10 protein-coding genes and 1 riboswitch are annotated in these 22,747 nt (G+C 46.7%); all 10 genes read right to left on the bottom strand.

Annotation, left to right across the window (positions count from 1 at the left end; translation table 11 throughout):
- Window positions 1–146: 146 nt before the first annotated feature.
- Complete coding sequence (locus AC4E8D_RS13995; RefSeq protein WP_397376245.1) at window positions 147–1,079, bottom strand: glycoside hydrolase family 5 protein; 933 nt, start codon at window positions 1,077–1,079, stop codon at window positions 147–149.
- 411 nt (window positions 1,080–1,490) lie between these two features.
- The gene (locus tag AC4E8D_RS13990) at window positions 1,491–3,830 is read right to left on the bottom strand and encodes a beta-galactosidase (RefSeq protein WP_490206375.1); all 2,340 of its coding nucleotides are present in this window, start codon (window positions 3,828–3,830) and stop codon (window positions 1,491–1,493) included.
- A 50-nt stretch (window positions 3,831–3,880) separates the two neighbouring features.
- Window positions 3,881–7,219, bottom strand: coding sequence for a DUF5107 domain-containing protein (locus tag AC4E8D_RS13985; protein ID WP_221819551.1), 3,339 nt, complete (start codon window positions 7,217–7,219; stop codon window positions 3,881–3,883).
- 173 nt (window positions 7,220–7,392) lie between these two features.
- The gene (treR, locus tag AC4E8D_RS13980; protein WP_221819552.1) at window positions 7,393–8,103 is read right to left on the bottom strand and encodes a trehalose operon repressor; all 711 of its coding nucleotides are present in this window, start codon (window positions 8,101–8,103) and stop codon (window positions 7,393–7,395) included.
- Between the two features lie 127 nt (window positions 8,104–8,230).
- Complete coding sequence (locus AC4E8D_RS13975; RefSeq protein WP_449004473.1) at window positions 8,231–15,733, bottom strand: fibronectin type III domain-containing protein; 7,503 nt, start codon at window positions 15,731–15,733, stop codon at window positions 8,231–8,233.
- Window positions 15,734–15,889: 156 nt separating this feature from the next.
- The gene (locus tag AC4E8D_RS13970) at window positions 15,890–16,912 is read right to left on the bottom strand and encodes an SDR family oxidoreductase (RefSeq protein WP_221819554.1); all 1,023 of its coding nucleotides are present in this window, start codon (window positions 16,910–16,912) and stop codon (window positions 15,890–15,892) included.
- 96 nt (window positions 16,913–17,008) lie between these two features.
- Window positions 17,009–17,434 (bottom strand): cupredoxin domain-containing protein, encoded by a 426-nt coding sequence (locus AC4E8D_RS13965; RefSeq protein ID WP_074094860.1) that lies wholly within the window; start codon window positions 17,432–17,434, stop codon window positions 17,009–17,011.
- 433 nt (window positions 17,435–17,867) lie between these two features.
- The gene (locus tag AC4E8D_RS13960) at window positions 17,868–18,821 is read right to left on the bottom strand and encodes an EamA family transporter (protein WP_221819555.1); all 954 of its coding nucleotides are present in this window, start codon (window positions 18,819–18,821) and stop codon (window positions 17,868–17,870) included.
- A 106-nt stretch (window positions 18,822–18,927) separates the two neighbouring features.
- Window positions 18,928–19,038: riboswitch (purine riboswitch) on the bottom strand.
- Between the two features lie 147 nt (window positions 19,039–19,185).
- Window positions 19,186–21,405: a DEAD/DEAH box helicase gene (locus tag AC4E8D_RS13955; protein WP_405132180.1), complete on the bottom strand. Its 2,220-nt coding sequence runs from the start codon at window positions 21,403–21,405 to the stop codon at window positions 19,186–19,188.
- Window positions 21,402–22,745, bottom strand: a complete 1,344-nt coding sequence (locus AC4E8D_RS13950) for an ATP-binding protein (RefSeq protein WP_490206374.1) — start codon at window positions 22,743–22,745, stop codon at window positions 21,402–21,404. The genes AC4E8D_RS13955 and AC4E8D_RS13950 overlap by 4 nt, the downstream gene beginning before the upstream one ends.
- Window positions 22,746–22,747 lie beyond the last annotated feature (2 nt).

Here is a 22,747-nt window from a genome sequence, read left to right as displayed (position 1 = left end):
AATTCGAGTTTAACATCTTTGTTTTATTTTGAAAACAAAATATTTTAAAACAAAACGGAAATATTCAAAAGTCATCATAGATTGAGCTATTTTATTAAAAAAACACCCTGACGTAACCGTCAGAGTGTTCCTGTTTCATCGGCGGATTAGAAAACCCCCGCTTTTTGAGAAGTGTTTTTAATACCATAGGTATCATTAACTACAGTGTTGCCAAAGCTCGTTAAGCTTCCGTTTGGACCTGTGGCCATGTCCAGATAGTTCAGACCGGAACTGTTTCCGTACCACGACCAGGCAAGCCAACCTACCCCTTTTTCCTGACCATATCTCATGATGGCATACTCGTCCACATCACCGTTTGTGTGATATCCCCCGAATTCACCAATGATCAGAGCCAATCCTTTGTTCAGCACATTCTCCATATTGGCTTTGACCGTTGCAGCATCTTTGCCAGCATACTCATACATATGAATGGAGAAGACCGTATTTTTTTGAGAATCGGCTGCAAATACACTTTGTCCATAATCCACGATGGATTGAGGGAACTGTCCCCATCCGGCTGCATCCACAATTAGCGTATTTTTAATTCCCGCATTTCGAAGTTTCGGAATGGCTTTTTTGTAACCATCAGCCCACGCACTTCCATTCCACGTTCCATACCATTCATTGGCGATGTTAACGATGACCCGATCTTCTTTGCCAATCAAAGCTTCCTTAATGCTAATCCAGTAGTTCACCGCCGCATCCAACGAATTATAGTCATCTTTCCCTGTGGCGTCATGTACCTCGAGTACAGCTATCATTTTATTTTGGTTAACCACATTAATAATATTTTTAACAGCGTTCAGATCATCTTTGGTGTACAGGCTACCATTCGAAAGAACAATGCGTACCGTATTGGCACCTGTTTTGGCGATGGCAGGGATAGCGGTATTCAAATCATTTTTGAACCAGGAATGTCCGTGATTAACACCTCTCATGACAAAAGCCTTACCTGTGGAATCATACAATTTGTTACCGCTTACATAAAAACCTGTAGCAGCAGAAGCTTTGGGGGCTGCACTCCCTAATACCATGAACATAAGAGCAGCAATAACCGTGAAGATTGTACACTTTTTCAGATTAACCATTCGTTTGGAACCTCCTGTATTTGTTTTTTTTATTTCAATTAACCCTGCTCCAGGCAATAAGTTAACTAAAATCGTTGGTAATAGAAGTTCTTTTGTTAGCAAATAAACAACTAATAACTTTATTATAGTTACGTTATTTAGTTTAAATAAACTTTATCGTTAAGGTTATGAGGTTATAATAAATTGAAAACGCTTACCAGTCAAGATCTTTTTACTATGATTAGGAATCATTTGTTTTTACATAACACAGCAAAAAGGGCTCTCTCCCCTCACAATCGTTCGGAGAAAGAACCCTCTGTATTATTAACGAAAGTTAACTGTTGTTTAAGTCTTGTTTATCTGTTGTTTAACTCCTGATTTAGACTAAGTGTCTTCTCTAACTCCCGACAATACTAACCCAACTCGGTACTGTGATCTCACCCGAATCTCATTAAACTTTCCAATCTCCACGCCCTCAAACCGCTCCACATAAGCCTGATTCACATAACTCTCAGTCGTCCCTTTTCGAATTGGAGTTATAGACAGACGAAGCGCGTGATCAGCCAGCAAATGACGGGATTGTTTCAAACCAAGCATCCAGCTGTGTCCATAGTGAATATGATCCGTTAACATCTGATGATGAATATGTGCTGTTGCAACGTCTCCTTCATAATCAATCTCAACCCACACGTCGTCTACTTGTTCCGGCCACGCTGTGTCCAATCTCAGTGTTGCTGCATACTCTTTGGGAGAATCAACCTCTACAGCAGGCTCGTAAGACGAAACTTGGAATGTATACGTAACGAATATTCCCGGCTTCGACTGTGATGACACAGCATATTTAGAAGCTGAAACATGCTCTGGAGCCGGATAGAAGGATACCTCCATCTCTGGTTGCTCCACGGATGTACATAGGAGCATCTCATTCTGTACATACAGATGACTGCTGCTAATTACAAGCCTTTCTTCTCCGCCCACACGGAAACGGTAGGCATTCAAGGCCTCTTCACGGGTCAATGTAATGATACGTATGGCCATACCGTCCGATGTTGTGATCCTCAGATGATGGTCTTTGCCGGCAATCGGATGTATCACAACTTCATTCCCCTGCTCTGATACTGTACCTTCGGGCATATCCACATTTGTAACAGATGCTGTATCAATAACATACTCAGGCGCCATACCTTCATGGGCATAAAAGACAGCTGTGAGTTCCTGATTTACCATAAATCGGGTCAGTGGCTGAACGGTAGCACTAATGATCTTCATTCCATTCAGATTCATATGGAAAGGCAGAATGGCCGCCATGCCGGATTTCAGCCGCATCGTTCCTTCTCTGGGATAAGAAGCAGTCCCTTTGCTGGTATGCAGCTCCAATTGGATATCACGATCAGGCATCGCCACATGATCCTGATAATTATTCATGAACAGGAATCCCGAGCCATCTTGTTGCCGAACAGACCAACGCAGATCCAACGTGTTCTCCGGGGTTATAGATTGTTGACCATCCGGTATAACACAGCCCATTGGTGCAAGCAACTCACCATATGCTTCCAGGAACATGGACAAGCTACGAATGCGGTCATACGATTCACCAATACGTCCGAATTCCCCGAGTGGGGCCTGATAGTCATACGTCATTTTCGGCAATGCCTGTTCGTTCATATATGAATTTTTGCCTATCGGATTGGTCCCCCCGTGATACATATAATACCCAACCAGATTGCTGCCGTTCGCAAGCTTCACAATGGTCATCGCCTCGACACTGTCCGCATCAACAACCGGACGAGCGTGATAACTGACTTGCATGCCCCCAGCAAGCTCGCAATACGCAGCAGGGTACTCCAGACTGTCATAATCCACTTCTTCCACAGGATTCATATGCAGATCCCGGAACAAATACTCCCGGCTTGGAGGCTGATTGGGAATCCATGGTGTGTACGCATACCCCGCGAGCATCGGCAACGTTCCTTCTTCAGGCACGGCAGCATTGCCCCAGGCCGTGGCAGTATAGAACATCGGCTTCATACCGACTTCTTCGGCAATATGGCGAAGCATCTTCAGATGTTCTCGTCCATCCCGACCGGAGGTAATGTATTTTTCGCGGGTATACCCCCATGCATCCATGGGTGCGCCAGCGTGCATGTACTCATTTTCCAACTGTACCCCGATAACAGGGCCACCCTCCTGATAAAAACAGCCGTTGAGCTGACGGGCAATCTCCCGATATAATCGCTTGGCGTAATACAGATACCCTTCATCGTTCGACCTGACTTCGAATGGATAACTGAATAGCCAATCCGGCATCCCCCCATTACGCACTTCCCCATGACAGAATGGACCAATTCGCACGATCAGCGGCAGCTCATGTTTGCTACACATATCCACAAAGTGCCGTAAATTCAGATTTCCTGACCAATTAAATTCGCCTTCCTGCTCCTCGTGAAAATTCCAGAAAACATAGGAAGCGACAATGTTCACCCCGCCTGCCTTCATCTTCAGTAATTCTTCTTCCCACTGCAAGTAAGCGAATCTGGAGAAATGAAACTCACCTACCACGGGAATACGGGGTTTAGCATTACGAGTCATATAATAGTTGGTAAAATCATACGATTCCCCTTGTGGACTTTTGCCACCACTGCCAGTCATGCGACCCGCACGAATCTCTTTATCTTCCGCATCCAATATAAAGCGAATCTGGCTACCTGCTATATTATCATTCATGGATTATATAACTCCTTCGCTATAAATGGGATGTGTTGAACGATTATCAATTATCGATGGATGATTGCCCCTTGATGATTGGGATTCTTCTCCAATACCCGCTCCAACTCAAGTTTGGCTTCACTCGTCCGACCCAGCCCCAGAAGACCCAATGCCCGCATATATCGGCAATGTTCTTCATTTCGCTGATTGAGATCGTCGTCAAACACTAGGAAATCGGGCAGAGATACCGCAAAATAATCCATTCGGATGTGATCATGCATATGTCTTTCCGCATAGTCAATGAGTTTGTTAAAGCGTTGATTTGCTTCCTTCACATTGCCAAGTTTCTGCCAGGCCAGACCCTGATAATAGATGGATTCCGGCGGTTGATCATTATAAAACATCGCGCTTGCCGGTTCATTCAAACCGATGGATGCTCTGTGGAAATTCTCCTCTGCCGCCTGATCATTCTTCAGTTGCTGGTAGGCACAGCCAAGATAAAAGTAAACGGGGTTGTCTCCGGCTCCCTCCAATTTACCTTCACCTAAGTTCACCGGGTAAACCAAAGCCTTCTTCAACAATTCCATTGCTAGTTCAGGTTGTTGTTTCTCCAGTTTTCGCTTTGCCAGTTCTGTCAGTGCCGTAACATATTGTCCTGTTACCTTGCCTTCTCCACCCTCCCATGGATGAAACCGCCGGGTCTGAAGGGCATTCCATGCTTCTTGATGACTACCTTGCATATTCAGTAAAGTCACCCACTCGATGTACAGATCGTCACGATGATGAACCAGCTCCATGTGATCTTCCAGCTGTTTGATTCGATGCTCGCAGGAATACCCCATCTTCTTGCGCAGCTGATCCAACTCGTAGAAGACCCGTGCATCTTGCGAATCCAACCGGAAAGCTTCCTCTAATGATGCCAGTGCAAGATCGGGCCGATTCGACTTGTTATAATAAGCCAGTCCCAGATTCCGATGTACAGTCGAATATGAAGCATCCACCTCGCGTGAGGTTTCCCAATGGGTGATTGCTTCCTCGTAGCGTTTATGATCATATAACCAATTTCCCAGGTAATAGTGAGCACGCGCATCATTCGAATCCACTGCCAATGCATCCTGAAGCACCATGAATTCAAATAACGTATTAGGAAAACAATAATCCGTTGGAGCAGCTTTCCCCTGCTTTTGACACTCCCGGGCCTGCTCCACATCCCTCAGCTGACGATATAAGTAAGCCTGAGCATAACCAACCATAGGATACGGCTGTGCAATTTCGGATTCAACATAAGAGAGTACCGTCAGTGCTTCTTCCCACAATCCACAATCCGCGTAGTCTGCGGCTAGATTCAGATAATTATAAACGTCTCCTCGCATCAGACGATGGAAATGCTCATGTGTTTGCCCCGCTTGTTCTCTCTCTAAAGGTGTAGTCGCTCCGCTATAGATCAGGACTAATTCATATGCAGCTCCAAATTCAACCGGGTCCAGTTCCAATGTCTCACGCGCATATTGGATCGCCTGTTTATCTTGACCTATTCTACGTAACAGAGCCACCTTCAGATGCCGAGCCTTATAATTTCTGGTATTACGAATCAGCGAACGTTCGATGTGATCCAACGCTTCGATGTACCGATGTTGCCCCGTATCGATCTGAGCAAGCATGTAATAACCCATATCCTGATACTGTGCAGACCACACGGCTTTATACAGTGTTGCGTAGGCTTCTTCCTGTTTCCCCTGTAGTTTCAAACTCAGACCGAGTTGGTAAAATGCTTCACTATCATACGGATTTGTATTTTTCCATGTCAGTGATTGCACGGCCTGTCTGAAATGCTTCTCTGCATCTTGAAACAACCCTCTACGCAGCAGCAATGTGCCATACGCTATGTTTAGACGAATATCCGTTGCATCACGCTTCAAACCTTCCAGATAATAAGGTTCCGGTTCATACGTGGCATGCCGATATTGTTCCAAATGAAGACCCGCCAGATATAGTTGTTCATTCGTACGAATCTCGGATGGTAGCGAGAGTGGTGTGGCCGGATCTGGAACTTCCTGGATCTCAGTACGTTCAGGCTGATAGGCCACAAGTTCTTTTCCTTCCACAGTTCGAACACTTAACTTCAACTGATGCCATTCATCTTGTCCGCTCCACGGGAATGAAGTCTTATATACTTCAGTGGGTGAAATTTTACATTTGTCCTGGAGATACAACGCGGTCAGCCCTTTTACTTCAACGATCACTTGTTCAAAAACCGACGTCGCATATACCATCACGGTTACCATTCCGGTCGTTTCGTCCATTTCCAGATTAACCGCTGCATCAATCGTTGCGTTTTTGACCATACCAATTCCTTTATACGGCATAAAATACTGCGAGAATGATTTCGCTTCATAGGGCTGTAACCACGTAAAATCAGGCTGATTATCGGTATAGATCCCTGTCATTAATTCAATATAAGGTCCATCCTCGTCCGTTAACTGACGATCCCAGGCTTGCCCGAATTCCCCGTTCCCCCAGGTCCATTGTTTCTTGCCCGGAGAAATATGATGATTGGCTACATGCAACAAACCTGCCTGAACCCCGTGGTCATAACCCCCTACAAAATTATAATCCGACTTATACGCCATATAGGATGTTGGAACCGGTATGTTTTTGTATCGCGAGATATCCACACCTTCGGAATAGTCCATCTTGTAATAGGTGCCGGTTGCGATTGGAAAGCGGGATACGTCCCGTTTTCCGTGGTCCAGCACAGCCGTTACATCAGGTGGAAAAACGGATTGTGTATGATCGTTAACAGCTACAGCCGGGTTGGCCCACCATAGAAAAGTTTGAGGTGCGCTGGTACGATTGTATACCTCGGCATGGATTTCAAGATAGGCTTTGCCGGGATGTAATGTGAAGCCAGCGGTCATTTTGGTACCATACATGCGATCAATCTCACCCACCCACACGGTAGCGCTTCCATCTTCATTACTGCCAAATGTATAGTCGACTGGACCAAACGTGTTGGGCCGATGATGCTGTGGCCAGTTGAATTCAATTCCTCCGGAAATCCATGGCCCTGCCAGACCCACAAGTGCAGGTTTAATCACCCGGTTATAATATACAAAATCGTAGTTGTTGGTCCGATCCAGCGCACGATAGATCCGTCCCCCAAATTCGGGCATCAGCTCGATACGTACATATTCATTTTCAAGAATAATTAATCGATACGACTTCATTTGGGCTTCATCTTCAATGCTGTCGATCACGGGATGCGGGTACACCTTACCCGAACTTCCCTGATAGATTCTCTTTTCAAGAAACATCGGATTTTTGTCCGGTTTACCTGTACCATAGGTTGGAATATCTCTGGTTTCTTCCCATATGCGAACATTGGATGTCGCTGTCACGTGATTCAATTCCCTCACTCCTCGGCCTCGTATATATTGTGATCATACGCTCCGACATGCAGGAAGAACATTGACATTAAGCGGTTCTTGATGGACGATCTTCGGATTCCCCCATAACCAAAGAGAGCACCAATCCACTGACTAATTCAGTGAAAGGTACTCTCTGATCGATCTCGATTAACTTATCTGCGGCGTGCAAAATCCACAAATCTGAACTTGTCCGGCCGGTGCCTCGACTCCGTATACTGAAATTGACTGGCATCCTCCAGGTACACCTGGCTCCTCACCACAACTACATTGTGGAAACCTTCAAGGTCAAGTAATTCCCTGTCCTCAGCGGTGGGTTCTTCCACCAGAATCTCTTTCTTGGCAAACGAAATGGAAAGCCCCAGCTCTTGCTCAATGTACTGATAGATGGAATCATTACAGATCTCTTTGCTGAGCCCAGGAACAAGCCGCTGACTAATGTAATCTTTGTCCAGTATGACATGCTCTCCATCCACTTTGCGCACACGTCTGATCTCCCAGACCCGTTCATTCAGACCAAAGTTAATTTTCTTGTGCAACGCCTGATTGACCTGCTGCTCCTCAAAAACCTTCACATACGTTTGAGCACGATGTCCCATTTTTTTGGCCAATTCCTTGAAGCTAACCAGACCTGAGATGGGAAAATCGATCTTGCGTATGTCCAGTACAATCGAGCCCTTGCCTTGAATCTTCTGAATATAACCTTCTTCGTACAACATTTTCAATGCTTTGCGGATAGTCTCTCGAGACGTTTGATAACTTTCCGATAGATCCAGTTCCGATTGAAGCAGCGTCCCTGCCTCAATCTCTCCGGTCCGAATACGATCTGCAATATCTTCATATATCCGGATAAATTTATTATTCATTATTCATCACCATTGTTCATTACCCTTTTTTATCATATTGGCAACCTATTATAACATTAAAAACCAATCAAGCGGTAATGTCATTACTTCCGATGAATGTAGTATCACATGTAAGAATCAATTCAATCTAGATATGACGATTCAACGCTGACGCTTTCTCCACTTGATCTGTACCGTTCTCATCCATGACTTGAATCAGCTTATTTAAGCGGAAGATCAGCGCTGCAGCTTCGGATCTGCTTAAGTGCTGCATGGGACGGAAGCTGCCGTCTTCATATCCGGTAATCATGTACAAACCTGCAAGTTCCTGCACTTCTTCTTTGGCCCAATCAGATACATCAGTCTGGTCGGTAAATGCTCTTGGGGAAGTCAGCGGTTCCGGTCTGATTTTACGGACTACATTTGCTATAATCTTGGATGCCTGTTCACGGGTTACCAGTGCATGTGGAGCAAATTTCCTATTCCCCATCCCTTGAACCATCTCATGGTGAACGGCTGCCTTAATCTCTGGAGCGAACCAATCATCGTCGTTTACATCCTGAAATTCATGCTGTTCATTAACCGTTGTATCCACACCCATCAGACGCACGATTAATGCGGTAAATTCTGCACGCGTGATCGGACGGCGTGGTTCGAAGCGAGTTTCACTTACACCTTGAATGATATTCTGTTCTGCCAGCCAGGTAATCTGATCTTTATTGAATGTTTGGCTGATATCGATAAATTTAATATTTTTTTTCACAGGTACATCATGCTGCTCAGACGGTTCTGGTTGTGGACTCACCTCATCGGCTTGTTCCGATGTACCGTTTGGAATGGGGGTTGCACCGCCACCGCTCCAGGCGGATGGTGGATACGGAAAAGTCATGGCTGCTGCCCGTTTGCTTTTACTTTTTTCACCTGCTGAATTCTCCGTCCATACTTCCACCTCATAATGCTGCTCGGCATTAAGTCCTGTCCATACATGACTGCGCTGGGTGCCACGATAGATCTCACGATCTTTATGGGTGATCACAATCACCTCATTCATTGAATCCAGTTCCCAAGTGAGCTTAATCGCACTTGTGCCTTGCGCTACGGCTGCAACTGTCAGATCCTCGGAAGGCAACGTCTCGAATTCCGGAACCTGGAGCGCTTCACCCTCCCCTGCCTCATTAAATGGAATGATTGCAAAGTCAGTATAACGCTCTGCACTATTTAATTGAGATACATGTATGGATGTCTCCGTTGTCGTTCCCACAAGCTCCTCATTTCGATAAACTCGATAACCCGCAGCACCAGGAATCAGTTCCCATACAATGTCTGCACCATACATTGAACGCCCCTCTACTACAGGAGGAGGAGAAGCACTACCGGGCAAAGTCATTGCTTGAAGGTAATAACCACCATCACTACTGCCGGAGGCATTCATGGTCTTCACTGTAAAGATATAGTTCACGCCCGGTTCGAGTTCCTCATCATCATAGAACAGTTCGTCTGCAGGAACACGAGCAATCTCCACACCATCCCGCTCAATGATAAACTGCTCGGCACCTTCCACCCGGCTCTGTTCCAATAGAAGACGAATGTGGTCCTTCGCCGAATGATACTCGACTTTGACAGGAGCTGCTGGTTTGGTCAGGACAGAATACGCCAGCTTCTCCGATGCATCTCCCTGATCATTCTCTGTGTAGATTTCAATCGAGTACTGCTTGCCTGCATCCAGTTGATCAATGATAAACTCTTTTTGTTTGCCTCGATATACTTCCATGCCATCCAGCAATACAACGAATGTTTCGTTTACATAAGGGAAATCCCATTCCAAATTAGCGTGATCAGTCTCGGGGTATATCTTCATTTCCAGTGAATCCACATGAGGTAAGGTGTAAAAAGGAGTCACGGCCATTGGGCTTCCTGAACCAGCCGTATTATAAGGAATAATCTGCACCTGATCATATCGGGTTGCACTTTCCAGATAAGTTAACTTCACATCTGTGATATCTCCTTCATCAATCGTGGTGAACATCTGATCTCCGATACGTATAGTATATCCCTCCGCACCTTGTACCTTTGGCCAAGAGATCCATCCCTCCTTTTCCCCAATCTTGCTTGCATGTAAAGGTTCATGAATGGTCGCAGGCAACGTTCTCAAGTGAACTTCGAAACCGGAATCACTCTCTCCCGTTGCATTGGATGTTTTGATGGTATACGTGTAATGCTCTCCTGGTGTCAGTCCATCATCTTCAAATGAAGTTTGATCTGCTGGAACCTTAGCAACTTCAACACCATCCCGCATAATAATGAATTGCTCTGCTCCCCGTGTTGAGCTTCCAGTCAGGTCCAGTACCGCGGTCTGATCTGCAATATGTGTTATGCCTGCCGTCTGAGGTGATATGGGTTTCGTTAAAACTTGAATCTGAATAGACTCTGACCGATGCCCATCTTCATTAATCGCAACAAGTTCGAATTCATACGCCGTGCCATCCAGCATACTATTGAGATGTACAGACGGTTCAGACACGCTCTGCACATCTCCCGTTACCCGATTACGAATCTCATATGCTGCTGCTCCCTGAACAACATCCCAAGCCAGATCCACCACATGTGTTCCGGCTTTCACTGTTATACTTTCTGCAACCAATGGCAACGTTTGAGTCATTACACTGAAAGTAAGCGGCGCACTCGTTCCACTCGTATTGACTGCCCGAATCACATAAGTGTATTTCGTTCCTGGCAACAGATCCTTGTCTACGAAATGGGTTTCACTTGAATCCATCTGAGTGATCTCTCTTCCATCCCTTTCAATGACATAATAATCTGCCCCTTGGACACCAGTGTTACTGAAATCCAGACCCAGGCTGTTTTTTGCCACATCATATACCGCAATCTTAACGGGTTTCTCAGGCAAAGTCAGCAGAGATACATCCGTCGCTTCAGAACGAGTCCCTTGTCTATTGACTGCCCATAGTTGATAGCGATGCCACGTTCCACCCTGGAGACCTGTAATCGTCGCTCCATTCTCCATTCCTCTATAGATCTCCTTGCCATTCTGCTCAATCACGTATTCAGCGGCACCTTCCACGACAGACCAGGAAACTTTTGCATGATGTACTCCTGAATCAACAAGTACTTCGGCAGGCGACACAGGTTTGGACAATCGGATGAGCTGCGCTGTCTCACCTGATCCAGAAGCATTCACAGCCTGTACTTCCAAAGCGTACTCTGTACCTGGCAACAATCCCTCAAGCATGTAGGCCAGTTCTGATGTTCTACCCATTTCTGTTCCATTGATTTTCACAATATAGAGATTCGCCGTATCTACAGCTTGCCAAGCAAGTCCCATACTTGTCTCACCAGTCGATGTGACATTAAGTCCTTCCGGCCTGCTAGGTAGCGTAAGAATTGTACTACTGGTGGATGCACCGTACCCGGCAGCATTGCCTGCCTGTACTTCATAGGTATACTCATGACTGCTTGACAGGTGGTGAACTGCGAGTTGTGTATCTGATATCTCATGGCTCTGTCCATCGATGACCACCCGATATTTCGTTGCCCCAGCTACAGGTTCCCAGCTCAAGATTGCTCCCTGTTCAGTTACTTGAACAACGTGAAGTCCCGACGGGCTCTCCGGTAGTGTTGTTCCTGATACCGAACTGCGTATCCCCTGTCCACTTCCGTTCACTGCTTGTACATCCAGTTGATAAGATGTTCCTGAACTCAGTCCCGCATAGACCCATTCTTGGGTTCCGGCAGAAACCGTTCCCGACATCTCTCCATTCAACCATAACTCATAACGATCGGCTCCTCGTACTGCTTCCCAATTCAGACGAAGGCTCGCTGTGGAAGCATCGGATACCTGTAAGCCGGACACTTGCCCAGGTAAAGTCTTGAGCAAAGGTAATCCTGCCAACGGTCCTGTTCCTGTCTCATTTCCGGCAATTAACGTATAGCTGTACTCCGTTCCGCTATCCAGACCCGAGTCCAGATACTCCGTCTGCTCTCCTTCATATATGGCTGCTCCATCACGTGAAAGACCATAATACGTTGCAGAAGTCACTGTCTGCCATTCTAATGAAATATCATGCTCCTGAATTTGAACGGCCATAAATTGTCCGGGCATTGCCGGCAGTGTGAGGAATCCGGTTCTACTGCTACCACCTGCGCCACTTTCATTCATTGCCGTTACCGAAATGTTATGAATGGTTCCTGGAACGAGGTTGCTAACATAGGGAAGGCTGCCAGGATCAGATACCGTCTGATCAAATACGGTGGCACCGTCCGAAGTAGTCACGATGATGCGGTAAGCATCTGCTCCTCGTACTGAATCAAAATGAATTTCGGCCAGATTGGGCTGTGAATCTACTTTTCGAACGTGCAATGTTCCGGGAGCTGCCGGGGTAGTTAATACTTGAGCGCTTACTGCATCACTTACTCCGGTATGGTTTCTCACTCTAACTTCATATTCATAGACCTGACCACCGCTTAGGGAGTGATCGATTATACTGTGGTTAGGATAATCCAGTGTCCATGACTGTCCTGTTGTTTTATTCGTTATCTCATACTGATATCCATCGGTATACCTTTCCCCAGTCGGCAAATCCACTGTAAGTTCAGCTGATGTCTCAGCGATCTGTGTCATTCTCACATGACTCGGTTGCTGGGGCTTGCGTTGAATATGGTAAGGTGATGAAGTTGTCTCATATGTATTCCCTGCTCTGTCCATGGTTTTGGCATGGATGTACCAGATGCCTTCCGATTCGATGGATATTTGATGCTCATCAGAGCGAGCTTCAAGCCAATGCTCCGGTGATTCTGCACTGTTCGTAACTTGATAGAATCGTTCCAGTTCCTGAATGCCTGAGTGGGCATCGGCATACTGAATGGTAGTGGATATGTCCGTGTCCGTCCAGCCATGTCCGTTCGGTGCAAATGTAATCGTTGGAGCCATCTGATCCACATAGGCGATTCGACTCACTTCCTTGCTCACATTACCAACGGTATCTCTTGCTCGGGCCCGAATGGTGGTAGCGCCGTTTGTACTAACTGTACCGCTACTTCCTGTCATATACGGGGCATCATTCATGCTGTATTCATAGGATATCGCTTGTTCATCCACACTTCCAGCGATAGTGAATTGCACATGTTCTTTACTCCATCCAGAAGGACTTAAACTAATCACCGGCTCGGTTGGAGCTGTCTTGTCAATTCGAACTGTAGCCTGAGCGGACGTGCTTATGTTGCCTACACGGTCAATTGAGCGTGCATATACGATCGTTTCTCCCTCATCGGTAACCGTCACTTCACCCGTATAATCGATCCAAGGACCTTCTTTGTTAAGTCGATATTGACTCTTGGCAAGCCCACTGCCCGCATCTTCACCACTGTTTATCGCAAAAGTTACATCCTCATTCGTCCAATCCTCTTCACTTAACGCAATCGTTGGTTGCTCAGGCCCAGTCTTGTCGATTCTGGCTGTTGCCGAAGTGGAAGCACTGACATTGGCGGCCCGATCAACACTTCGTGCGTAAATCTCGGTTATCCCTTCTTCACTTAGTGTAAGAGGAGCCTTATAGTCGATCCATTCTCCCTCACTTCCCAGCTTATATTGTGTCAGACCAATGCCACTTGCTTCGTCCGTACCCACCGTTAATGTCACGATTACCGCCGCTTTTGTCCAATCGGGCGGATTCAGCGAGATAACGGGAGGCGTTGGTGCCGTCCGATCTACCCTAGCTGTCACAGCCGTTTCCTGTCCTGTATTACCAAACGCATCAATACTGCGTGCCATAACAGTTGTGTTGCCTTCACTGTTTACGGTAAACGGATCGCTATATTCACGCCATTCTCCTGCCGGACCAACTTTAACTTCAGTCTTCTGAGTTCCGCTCAAAGCATCCTTTCCTTCTTCAACCGTGACGAGAACATCTTCCTTGGTCCATGAGGATGGAGTAACTGTAACGGAAGGAGCAGTTGGACCCGTTGTATCTTTAATCATCTCTCCAGCGGATATAAACGGGGTCTGTATCCCTTCACCATTCAGTGCCGCCACAAGAACTTCATATTTTCCATCCGCGAGTCCGGTCAGGGCAAATTCTGTACGTGTGGAAGTTGTTGTTCCCGTTGCGAGGACTTGCCCACCTGGACTGCGTATTTCCGTTTTGTAATGAGTGCCCGCAGGGTTACTATTATTATTCCAACTCGCTGTAACAGAGTTGCCTGATTGTGTCACAGCCGCAGCAGCGGGTGGATTCGCCAATGTATATTTGGTGGATGGACTGGAGTACCCCGTGAAGGAACCACTTGAATTTTTGGCACGTACAGCAAAAGAATAACTGGTATTCGGAGTGAGCCCTGTCACCTGCCGACTGTTTGACGCACCTGTATCCACGATCTGATTCGTGGTCATATTCTTCAGCTCATATGTAACAGAGGCGTCATTGGCCTTCTTATCCCAGTTGACCGTCAAGTTATTAGGGTTAACCAGTGTATAAGTCGGCGTTCCAGGCACAACAAAACTTCTAACCGTAAAGTTAACGGTTCCTGCTGAGGACACCCCACCTTTGTCATCCATGACCCATACTTGCAATGTGTGCGTACCATCTGGCAGGGTGTCAGGCAATGTGTAGTTAGTGTTGAAAGACTGATTTGAACCCGTCGCGGTCATCTGGGTCAAAATGTTCTCAGACCCACCATCAATGGACCATTTCACGGTCAATAGGTCTCCTACATCCGTATCTCGCGTTGTACCAGAGATCTGAAGTTGCTCGCCTTTGTAATACGTTTGCCCCGAAGAAGGAGCCGTTAGTGTAAATGAAGGCGGAACGTTCTGAGGGCCGATTCCCACGATCGTTGAAAATTTGCGTGAAGCCTGATTCGCTGTTGCTTTGGCATTCCACCAGAATTGCGCAGCTGTATCACTCGCCGTAACGGTCTGCCCTGTAGTGAATGACGAAGGTGAAGAACCCCCTGTTAGCTGCGCATTGTCCGGACCGCTGTACTGTCCCATGTATATGCGATCTGCATTCACAACATTGTACGTATTCGCATAAAAAGCCGTGACCTGAACGCCGCCGCTGTAATTGCGCCATCCATTCTCGATGACTTCAAACGGAGATGCATCATTGCCATTCACCATCGTATCCCAATAAAATGTTCCACCCAAATTCAGTGCCGATCCACTGCGGTTGATGGCTTCCAGTTCAACCTTCATGTATCCACCTTGTGAGGTAGCATTAACGATAGATACACGCAAAATATATTCGACATTGTCCTTTTGCCGGGACATTTCAATCACATTATTGTTAATTCGGTAATAATTAAGCGGCAATGTTTTGAAGTTCACGGGTGATCCATTATGGTCGATAATGGTGGATACATTCCCTGTATCACCACCGTAAAATACATTTGTGTTTGGTAGTAATACAATTCTGTATTTACCATCACTGTTCATCTCCACTTTCACCTTGGAGGACTGTACAGCCTTCATGCTGGACGTATCGGATACAATCCCGATGGTTTCAACCGTTTCAGCCATTACCGTCGTTGCGCCCCATTCAAGCAACAGGGCTTGAGGTGATAATAACGCAAATGCCAGTACCACTTTGGTTAATTGTTCCGCTTGTTTCTTCACACGTTTTCCTGATTTCTTCAACGTCTACTCTCCTTTTTGGCACACAAAAAAAAGGAGGCACCCCAACAAAGGAACGATGTCCTAAGTTGGGGTGCCTCCCCTAACAAGTGTCATTTTTTCTTGATTATAACGATTAAGCGCATGAATGTAAACACTTGATCATGAACGCCTTACTTCTCATTTCTCATCTCTGATCTTTAATAACGCTTCGTCTAGTGCGCCAACGACCTTGTCACACCATACATCAAATTCCGGATCTTCGGTCTGTAATTCAGGATGCGCCAGAATGTGCTCAATCGTACGTCGAATGCCCTGATCAGCTCTTGTCGTTGCTACAAATTCCGGAACAAGCCGCTTCAGCTTGCTGTTATCAAAGACAACGGTATTGGCTTTGTCACCCAGCAATCCGCCGCGAAGATCCTGATCACTGCATGCGGCCAAGAACTCAGAGGGTACATGCACCGCATGAAGCTTAACGCCCAACACACCAGCTATAATCTCATGAATCTGATTCCAGGTGACGGATTCATCCGAGGTGATATGTACCGATTCACCAATGGCATGGATATTTCCCATAAGCCCGATAAACCCTTTGGCAAAATCAGTATTGTGCGTAATGGTCCACAGTGAGGTGCCATCTCCGTGGATGATAACGGGTTTTCCTTCACGGATACGCTTGAGAACCTGCCAGCTGCCTTGAGCACCATGAACACCGAGAGGTACCGATTTGTCGCCATACGTATGGCTCGGACGCACGATGGTAACAGGAAACCCATGCTCGCGGTATTGTTTCATCAGATAGTCTTCACAGGCAATCTTGTTGCGAGAATACTCCCAGTATGGATTCGATAAGGGCGTACCTTCCGTGATCCGGTAATCAGCCAGAGGAGTCTGATACGCTGATGCTGAACTTATAAATATAAACTGCTTGGTTTTATCCTTGAACAAACGGTAATCTCGCTCCAATTGAGACGGTACAAAAGCGATAAAGTCTGCCACAACATCAAATTCCAGATCAGCTATCAGTTCCGCTACACGTGTCTCGTCATTAATGTCCGCTTGAAGTACGTTGACCTCACTAGGTAAGTCATCGTTATGATTGCCGCGATTAATTAAATACAGTTCACAGCCTTGCTGTGCAAGCATCTCCGTAATGGCCGTACTGATGGTGCCTGTCCCTCCAATAAATAGCGCTTTCATTTCGCCACCTCCTGATCGATTTTACCCACTTTTCCATGATATCACGCACCAAAAAAAGGAGCAAAGCTCGGTGACCCGAAACTTTGCTCCTTCTGTTTATACGACCTTAATCGTTGCATATATCATGTACATGCCGCAATGGATCTCATATTCTCCCTTGGGCAGATCTTTGTCGACCGTATAATAATTGGGTCCCTTTTGCATGTATAGATCCATGCCAAGCTTTTGTGATCCTACTGATTTCACATGTGTAACCGACCGGGTCAGAATAAAGTTGATTTTGGTCGGTACGCCAGCTTTCACCTCGATAACGTCTGGTCCAAAACCATCGTTGCTCACGTCCACATCAATGACTTCATATCCCTTCAAATCCTCCGCAGTCTCGGCTTGTGCTGTTACTGCACTTCCCGATCCCGGGGATACGTCTTTGCCCATAAAATAAACCAAAAATGATCCAAGCAGTACAACAACGGTCAGACCCAGCGTTAACCAAGGCCATGTTTTTCCAAACCAGCTTTTCATATAAACACTCCTCATTCGATGTCCCATCAATATTCAATCCACAGACGGATGTATTCTTTAAGCATACCTGATTCGCATGACAATGAAAATGACCCCTCTGGGCTATTGCGGTTGAGCTATATAAGTGGAACTAAAGAATATTTACACTGGACACTCCGATGACAGAACAACCTTTCGATCGCTGTTATCCCCAGATTTTTTGATTTCCTTTTTCAAAGGGTAAAATCCGGGAATAGCGTATGCTTCCGATGTAGCTTTCTTGCAGAAAGCTTGTAGGCGCACGCTTCGCTTCTTCAGATTATTTCTGTCCTCTCCGTTTCGTGTAAATGTTTAGTTCAATTTATATAGAATATTTCAATAGAAAAAGCCTGATTTCTCAGGCTTATCTACGGGTATTCCCGTTCATGCTTTGCAATATCCCTTTTTGTATAACTCAGGAATATATCGGTGTATTCCGACTTCGTCTCATGCGTAATTTATACAACTCTGGCAGGGCTACACCAATGAGCACTATAATAACTCCGAACCATTGCAATCCGCTGACATGCTCATGGAGCACGATTGAGGATAACAAAACTGCAATTGGAAGCTCCACTGCACCCAGGATTCCGGCCATGTCACCACCAATATGCGGAACGCCGATAGCGAACAGTACTGGTGGAATGAATGCCCCGAAGAATCCGAGTAGCAATCCAAATACAAGCAATTGGCTCCAGATCAATCCGTTAAAGAGGAATGTCGGCGGGAACAAAATGCACAGCAGGATCAATCCGCCTGTAACCATCCACGCACTGCGGAAGGCTGGATGCGCTGAAGGAACCGCTTTGCCGCTGAACAAGACAAACAGGGAATAACTTACGGCTGCCATTAGCCCAAGAGCAATACCCAGACCGTTGAACTCACCCAATCCTTGTTCCAGGAAACCCGCTGCCAGCAAGGTTCCACCGAACAGAATGATCAACGTCAGGAACGTGACTTTGTCTGGACGTTGTCGTTTGCTTATCGCCTGAATCAATACACTAATCCAAGTGAACTGGAACAACAGGATAATGGCAAGTGAAGCCGGAATGTAACGCAAAGACTGATAATACACGAGACCTGTAATTACGGTTGGTGTTCCAGCAGCCATCAATATCAGACGTTGTTTCCACGTCAACCGCTTGAATACCTGTGCCACGGCTCCTGATGCTTTGCCATTTGCCTGTGACTTACGTTTTGTTCTAAATCTTGTGTATAGCGCCAGCATCCAGGATAGAAGAAAACCCGTGATCAGCTGTGCTCCCACAACCTCTCCAAGTTTATATCCTTCGCCGTACGCCAGAACCACAATCGTGGATAATATGCCATAGCTCATCGCTCCCGCGAGAACGGACAGATAATATTTCATTGTGAATAAACCTCCTGATGATAAGAAAAATACGCCCGCATGTTGGTTCATGCCAATGTCACAGACACCATCTAAATGCAAAAAATCCTAACTACGAGCAAGGAATACATTGATTCCTTGGCATCGTAGTTAGGAAGTATAGGCTTCCCGTAGAGACCCTCGCCCTGTGTACACTTTCGGCCTGCGAGGTTATACGAAATGATATATGCAATTTGATGTAATTCGTGTGTGACGACTTTTCATATATTACATGGGAGGTGAGATGGTGTCAACCCTATTCCGTCTAAAAAGTTGAACTACATTATTACACCGAGTCGCTTCGATCGCTGTACTATACTTCGAGTACTCTGATTACGTAAAAACGTCATGTCCGATTGGAGCCTGAGGAGTCCCACTCCAATGTTTGTTGTAAACCTGCCTTCAATCCATCCAGATCCAGCCCATCTACGGCAAAAGCCTCACGGATCAAAGGCGGCGCGACAAATTCATCATACTTGCCCAGATAAGGCGCTTCATCTTCAGCCAGTAACGTAGATGCGTCTTCAGCCGTTCGACACTCACTCATAATCTCAGCTAACAATGTTCGTTCATCGACCTTGCCGGACACTACAAAATAATATGGCTCCATGGGCACAACCGAACGCAAGGCAAGTTTCTTGGACAGATTATGCTTCATCAAGCGCTCCAATGTACGGAAAGATTTACTTCCCACCCAAGGAAGAACATACAACGAATCTCCCCCTGCCGGAATCACGACCTGCTTCAACAGTCCGCTTTCACGAGCTAGGCGGCGCGCCCGTTCAAGTCGATTGACGGCTTGTGGTGACAGGTAGGGATAGATGGTCGATTCGGATAACACTTCACGCATTTTCTGTACCACCGACGTATGAATATCTCCTCCCGCTCCAAGCCATAACGTATCTACTTTACCTTTTGCTGACTTCACATACACAGCCTTGTGCTTGTGATCGACCTCTTCCACTTTCCACAGTTTTCCTGCAAGCGAGAAGCAATAGCCAGGTGGGGGTACGGTTGTAATCGAACCAATCTCTTCCGAGCCGTTTAATACTTTATGTTCCTCATCATCCTTAAACACCGCGTAGAAGCGATAATTATTCACGATTTTTTCACCTGTCAGACCGATAATCAATGTTCGATCCTCTGTCCATTGCAGGTGATCCGTCTCGATGAGGTAATTCAGGAAAACCTGATATTGATCAGTTCTAATCAACGCAAATGGAGCCAGCGAAAGGATGGCTTCTGCAAGATCTCTCGGCTCCGCCTCCCCCATACTTTTCAACATGCTCATCGTCTGATGGTAGAGCACACCTATGGGCATTTTGCGAGCTTCAAGCGGCTCGACCCACTTCGTTTTTACATAGAGTTCGATAACAGCAATCGCACGCATCAACGTCCACGGCATACGCGCTGGCAATTGCGCTTCCTCGTCCTCTTCCTCCGGACATACAAAAAGCATCTCTGATGCCATATCCTCTCGTCTTCCTGAACGTCCCAGACGCTGTACAAAGCTCGAAGCACTATACGGTGCACCAAGCTGAACCACACGTTCCAGCTCGCCCAGATCGATGCCCAGTTCAAGCGTGACCGTTGCCGCAGCAACCGCGGGACCCGATCCAGTGCGTAGGGCAGCTTCCGTCTCTTCCCTCAGCATGGCGGAGATACTTCCATGATGCACATGGAACACATCACGCTCTTGCCTGCGAGCCGCGACTCGCCGCATCTCAAGAATGGTGACTTCAGCATCCGTTCGGCTGTTGGTGAAGATCAGCGCTTTTTTACGATGTGTGCTCTCATAGATGAAGTCATAGTATGCTTTACGTGCGTTATGAAGCTGCTCCGCCTGCTCCTCGTCCTGTGCATCTGGAAAAGAGAAATGTTCCACCCGCAGTCGCAACTTGCGACCGCCCGGGGAAGAGACCACATCCACCCCCTGCTGCGTTCCCGCAGCAAGCCAAGATGTGGCCGCATCATAGTCACTAAGTGTAGCCGACAAGCCCACTCTTCGCGGTGCACAGCCAGCCATACGCTCGATTCTGGCAAGCTCGCTGAGTACTTGAATCCCCCGATCCGCTCCCATGAAAGCATGCACCTCATCGATAATGACATACCGCAGGTCATGAAACAGTGCCGGGATTGCATTTGGTCGATTCATGAGCAGACCTTCCAGCGATTCAGGCGTTATCTGGAGCACACCGGACGGATTTTTCATCAGTTTTGTTTTCTCCGCCTGAGGTACGTCCCCGTGCCAATGCCAAACCGGAATATTTCCTTCGGATAACAGATCCTTAAGACGTTCGAATTGATCATTAATCAGGGCTTTCAGAGGTCCAATGTACAAAATGCCAACCGACTTGGAAGGCCGTTCATACAGCTCGGTCAATGCAGGAAAAAAAGCCGCCTCCGTCTTGCCGGAGGCTGTTCCCGCCGCAATCAGCATATGATGCGGGGTATGAAAACAGATATTGCAGGCCTCAATCTGGGCTGGACGAAGCGATTCCCATCTTTTTTTATAAATAAATTCCTGAACAAACGGAGCCAGCCGATAGAACGGATTATCACTCATAATTCAAACTCCGCCAGAAAGTCGTCCAGATCATCCGTATTTGCGGAAGCATCTGCCCCTTTACCCGTTTCCTGAGGTTTGGCAACCCGCTCGCCAAGTAATTGAGTATAAGTCACTTCAGGATTCTGGTGTAACGTATGCAGTACATCCATAAAATCTCGCACCACTTCACGCGTGGTCAGCAATTCATCCGCACCCAGTCGGTTCACCGCCGTTTGCATAAAATCAACCAATTGTTCATCCGTCAGACTTGCGCTGTATCCAAAATGCAGAGCATGAATCTGCCGCAGCTTCTGGAGCAGAATCAGAATCTCTTCATGTGATAACATCGCCAGCTTCAGGATCGGACCTGTGTAATTCGCATACGCTTTGGCTGCATAACGACCATCAATAAGCCTGGAGCGAAGCGCTTCATAACTGTATAATCCGCGCCGTTCATCCTCTACAAATTGCGGCGTACCACCTACAAATATGCCTAGGTGCTCCGCCTTGCCCTGCATCGTATCATTGAACATGGTCAGCAATTTCTCATAGTTGCTTTGACGGGAGACACTGTTTGTAATTTTGTACAGATTCACCGCTTCATCAATGAACAACAGCAATCCTTTGTAACCAATGCGCGCTGTGAATTCAGACCACAATTTGAAGTAGTCGTACCAGTTATCATCGTCAATGATAACCCCAACAGCCAGTTCTTTTTTCGCTTCAGTTTTGGTTGCAAATTCTCCTCGAAGCCAGCGAAGGGCCGCCTGTTTGCGATCATCATCAGCTAGCTTGTACCCATTCCAGTAAGAAGCCAGTACCTTGGCAAAATCAAAGCCGTGAACCAGATTCTGCATCTCACCCGTCACCGCATAGATCTGTTTCTCTACTTCCAGCGGCAAAGTGGGATCATCCGGGCGCAGTTTCTGACGCTGCATCGTGGATTGTTGCAACCCTGCGATCCATTTTTGCAAAATAGGCTCCAGCGCTCCCCCATCCGGGCGTGTGCGTGTAGACAGACGAGTCATCAGTTCGCGGTATGTGGCAAGTCCCTGCCCTTTGGTTCCCACCAATCGGCGCTCTGGTGACAGATCCGCATCTGCCACAACAAAATCCCTATCCATCGCATAGTTACGAATCATCTGCAAAAGAAAGCTTTTACCGCTGCCGTAACGACCCGTAATGAGTTTAAACGCTGCGCCGCCCTCAGCGATATTGTCCATATCCCGCAAAATGGCTTCCACTTCCGGTTTCCGACCGACAGCAATCTGCTCCAGCCCAATTCGTGGGACAACACCCGCTGTCAATGAATTTACAAGTGCGGTGGTCAGCCGCTTTGGTATTTTAAGTTCTGTCACTG

Source organism: Paenibacillus sp. SRL342, from assembly GCF_984798905.1.
Note: the sequence above shows the minus strand (reverse complement) of the source record. Positions and strands in the feature narration are given on the sequence as shown.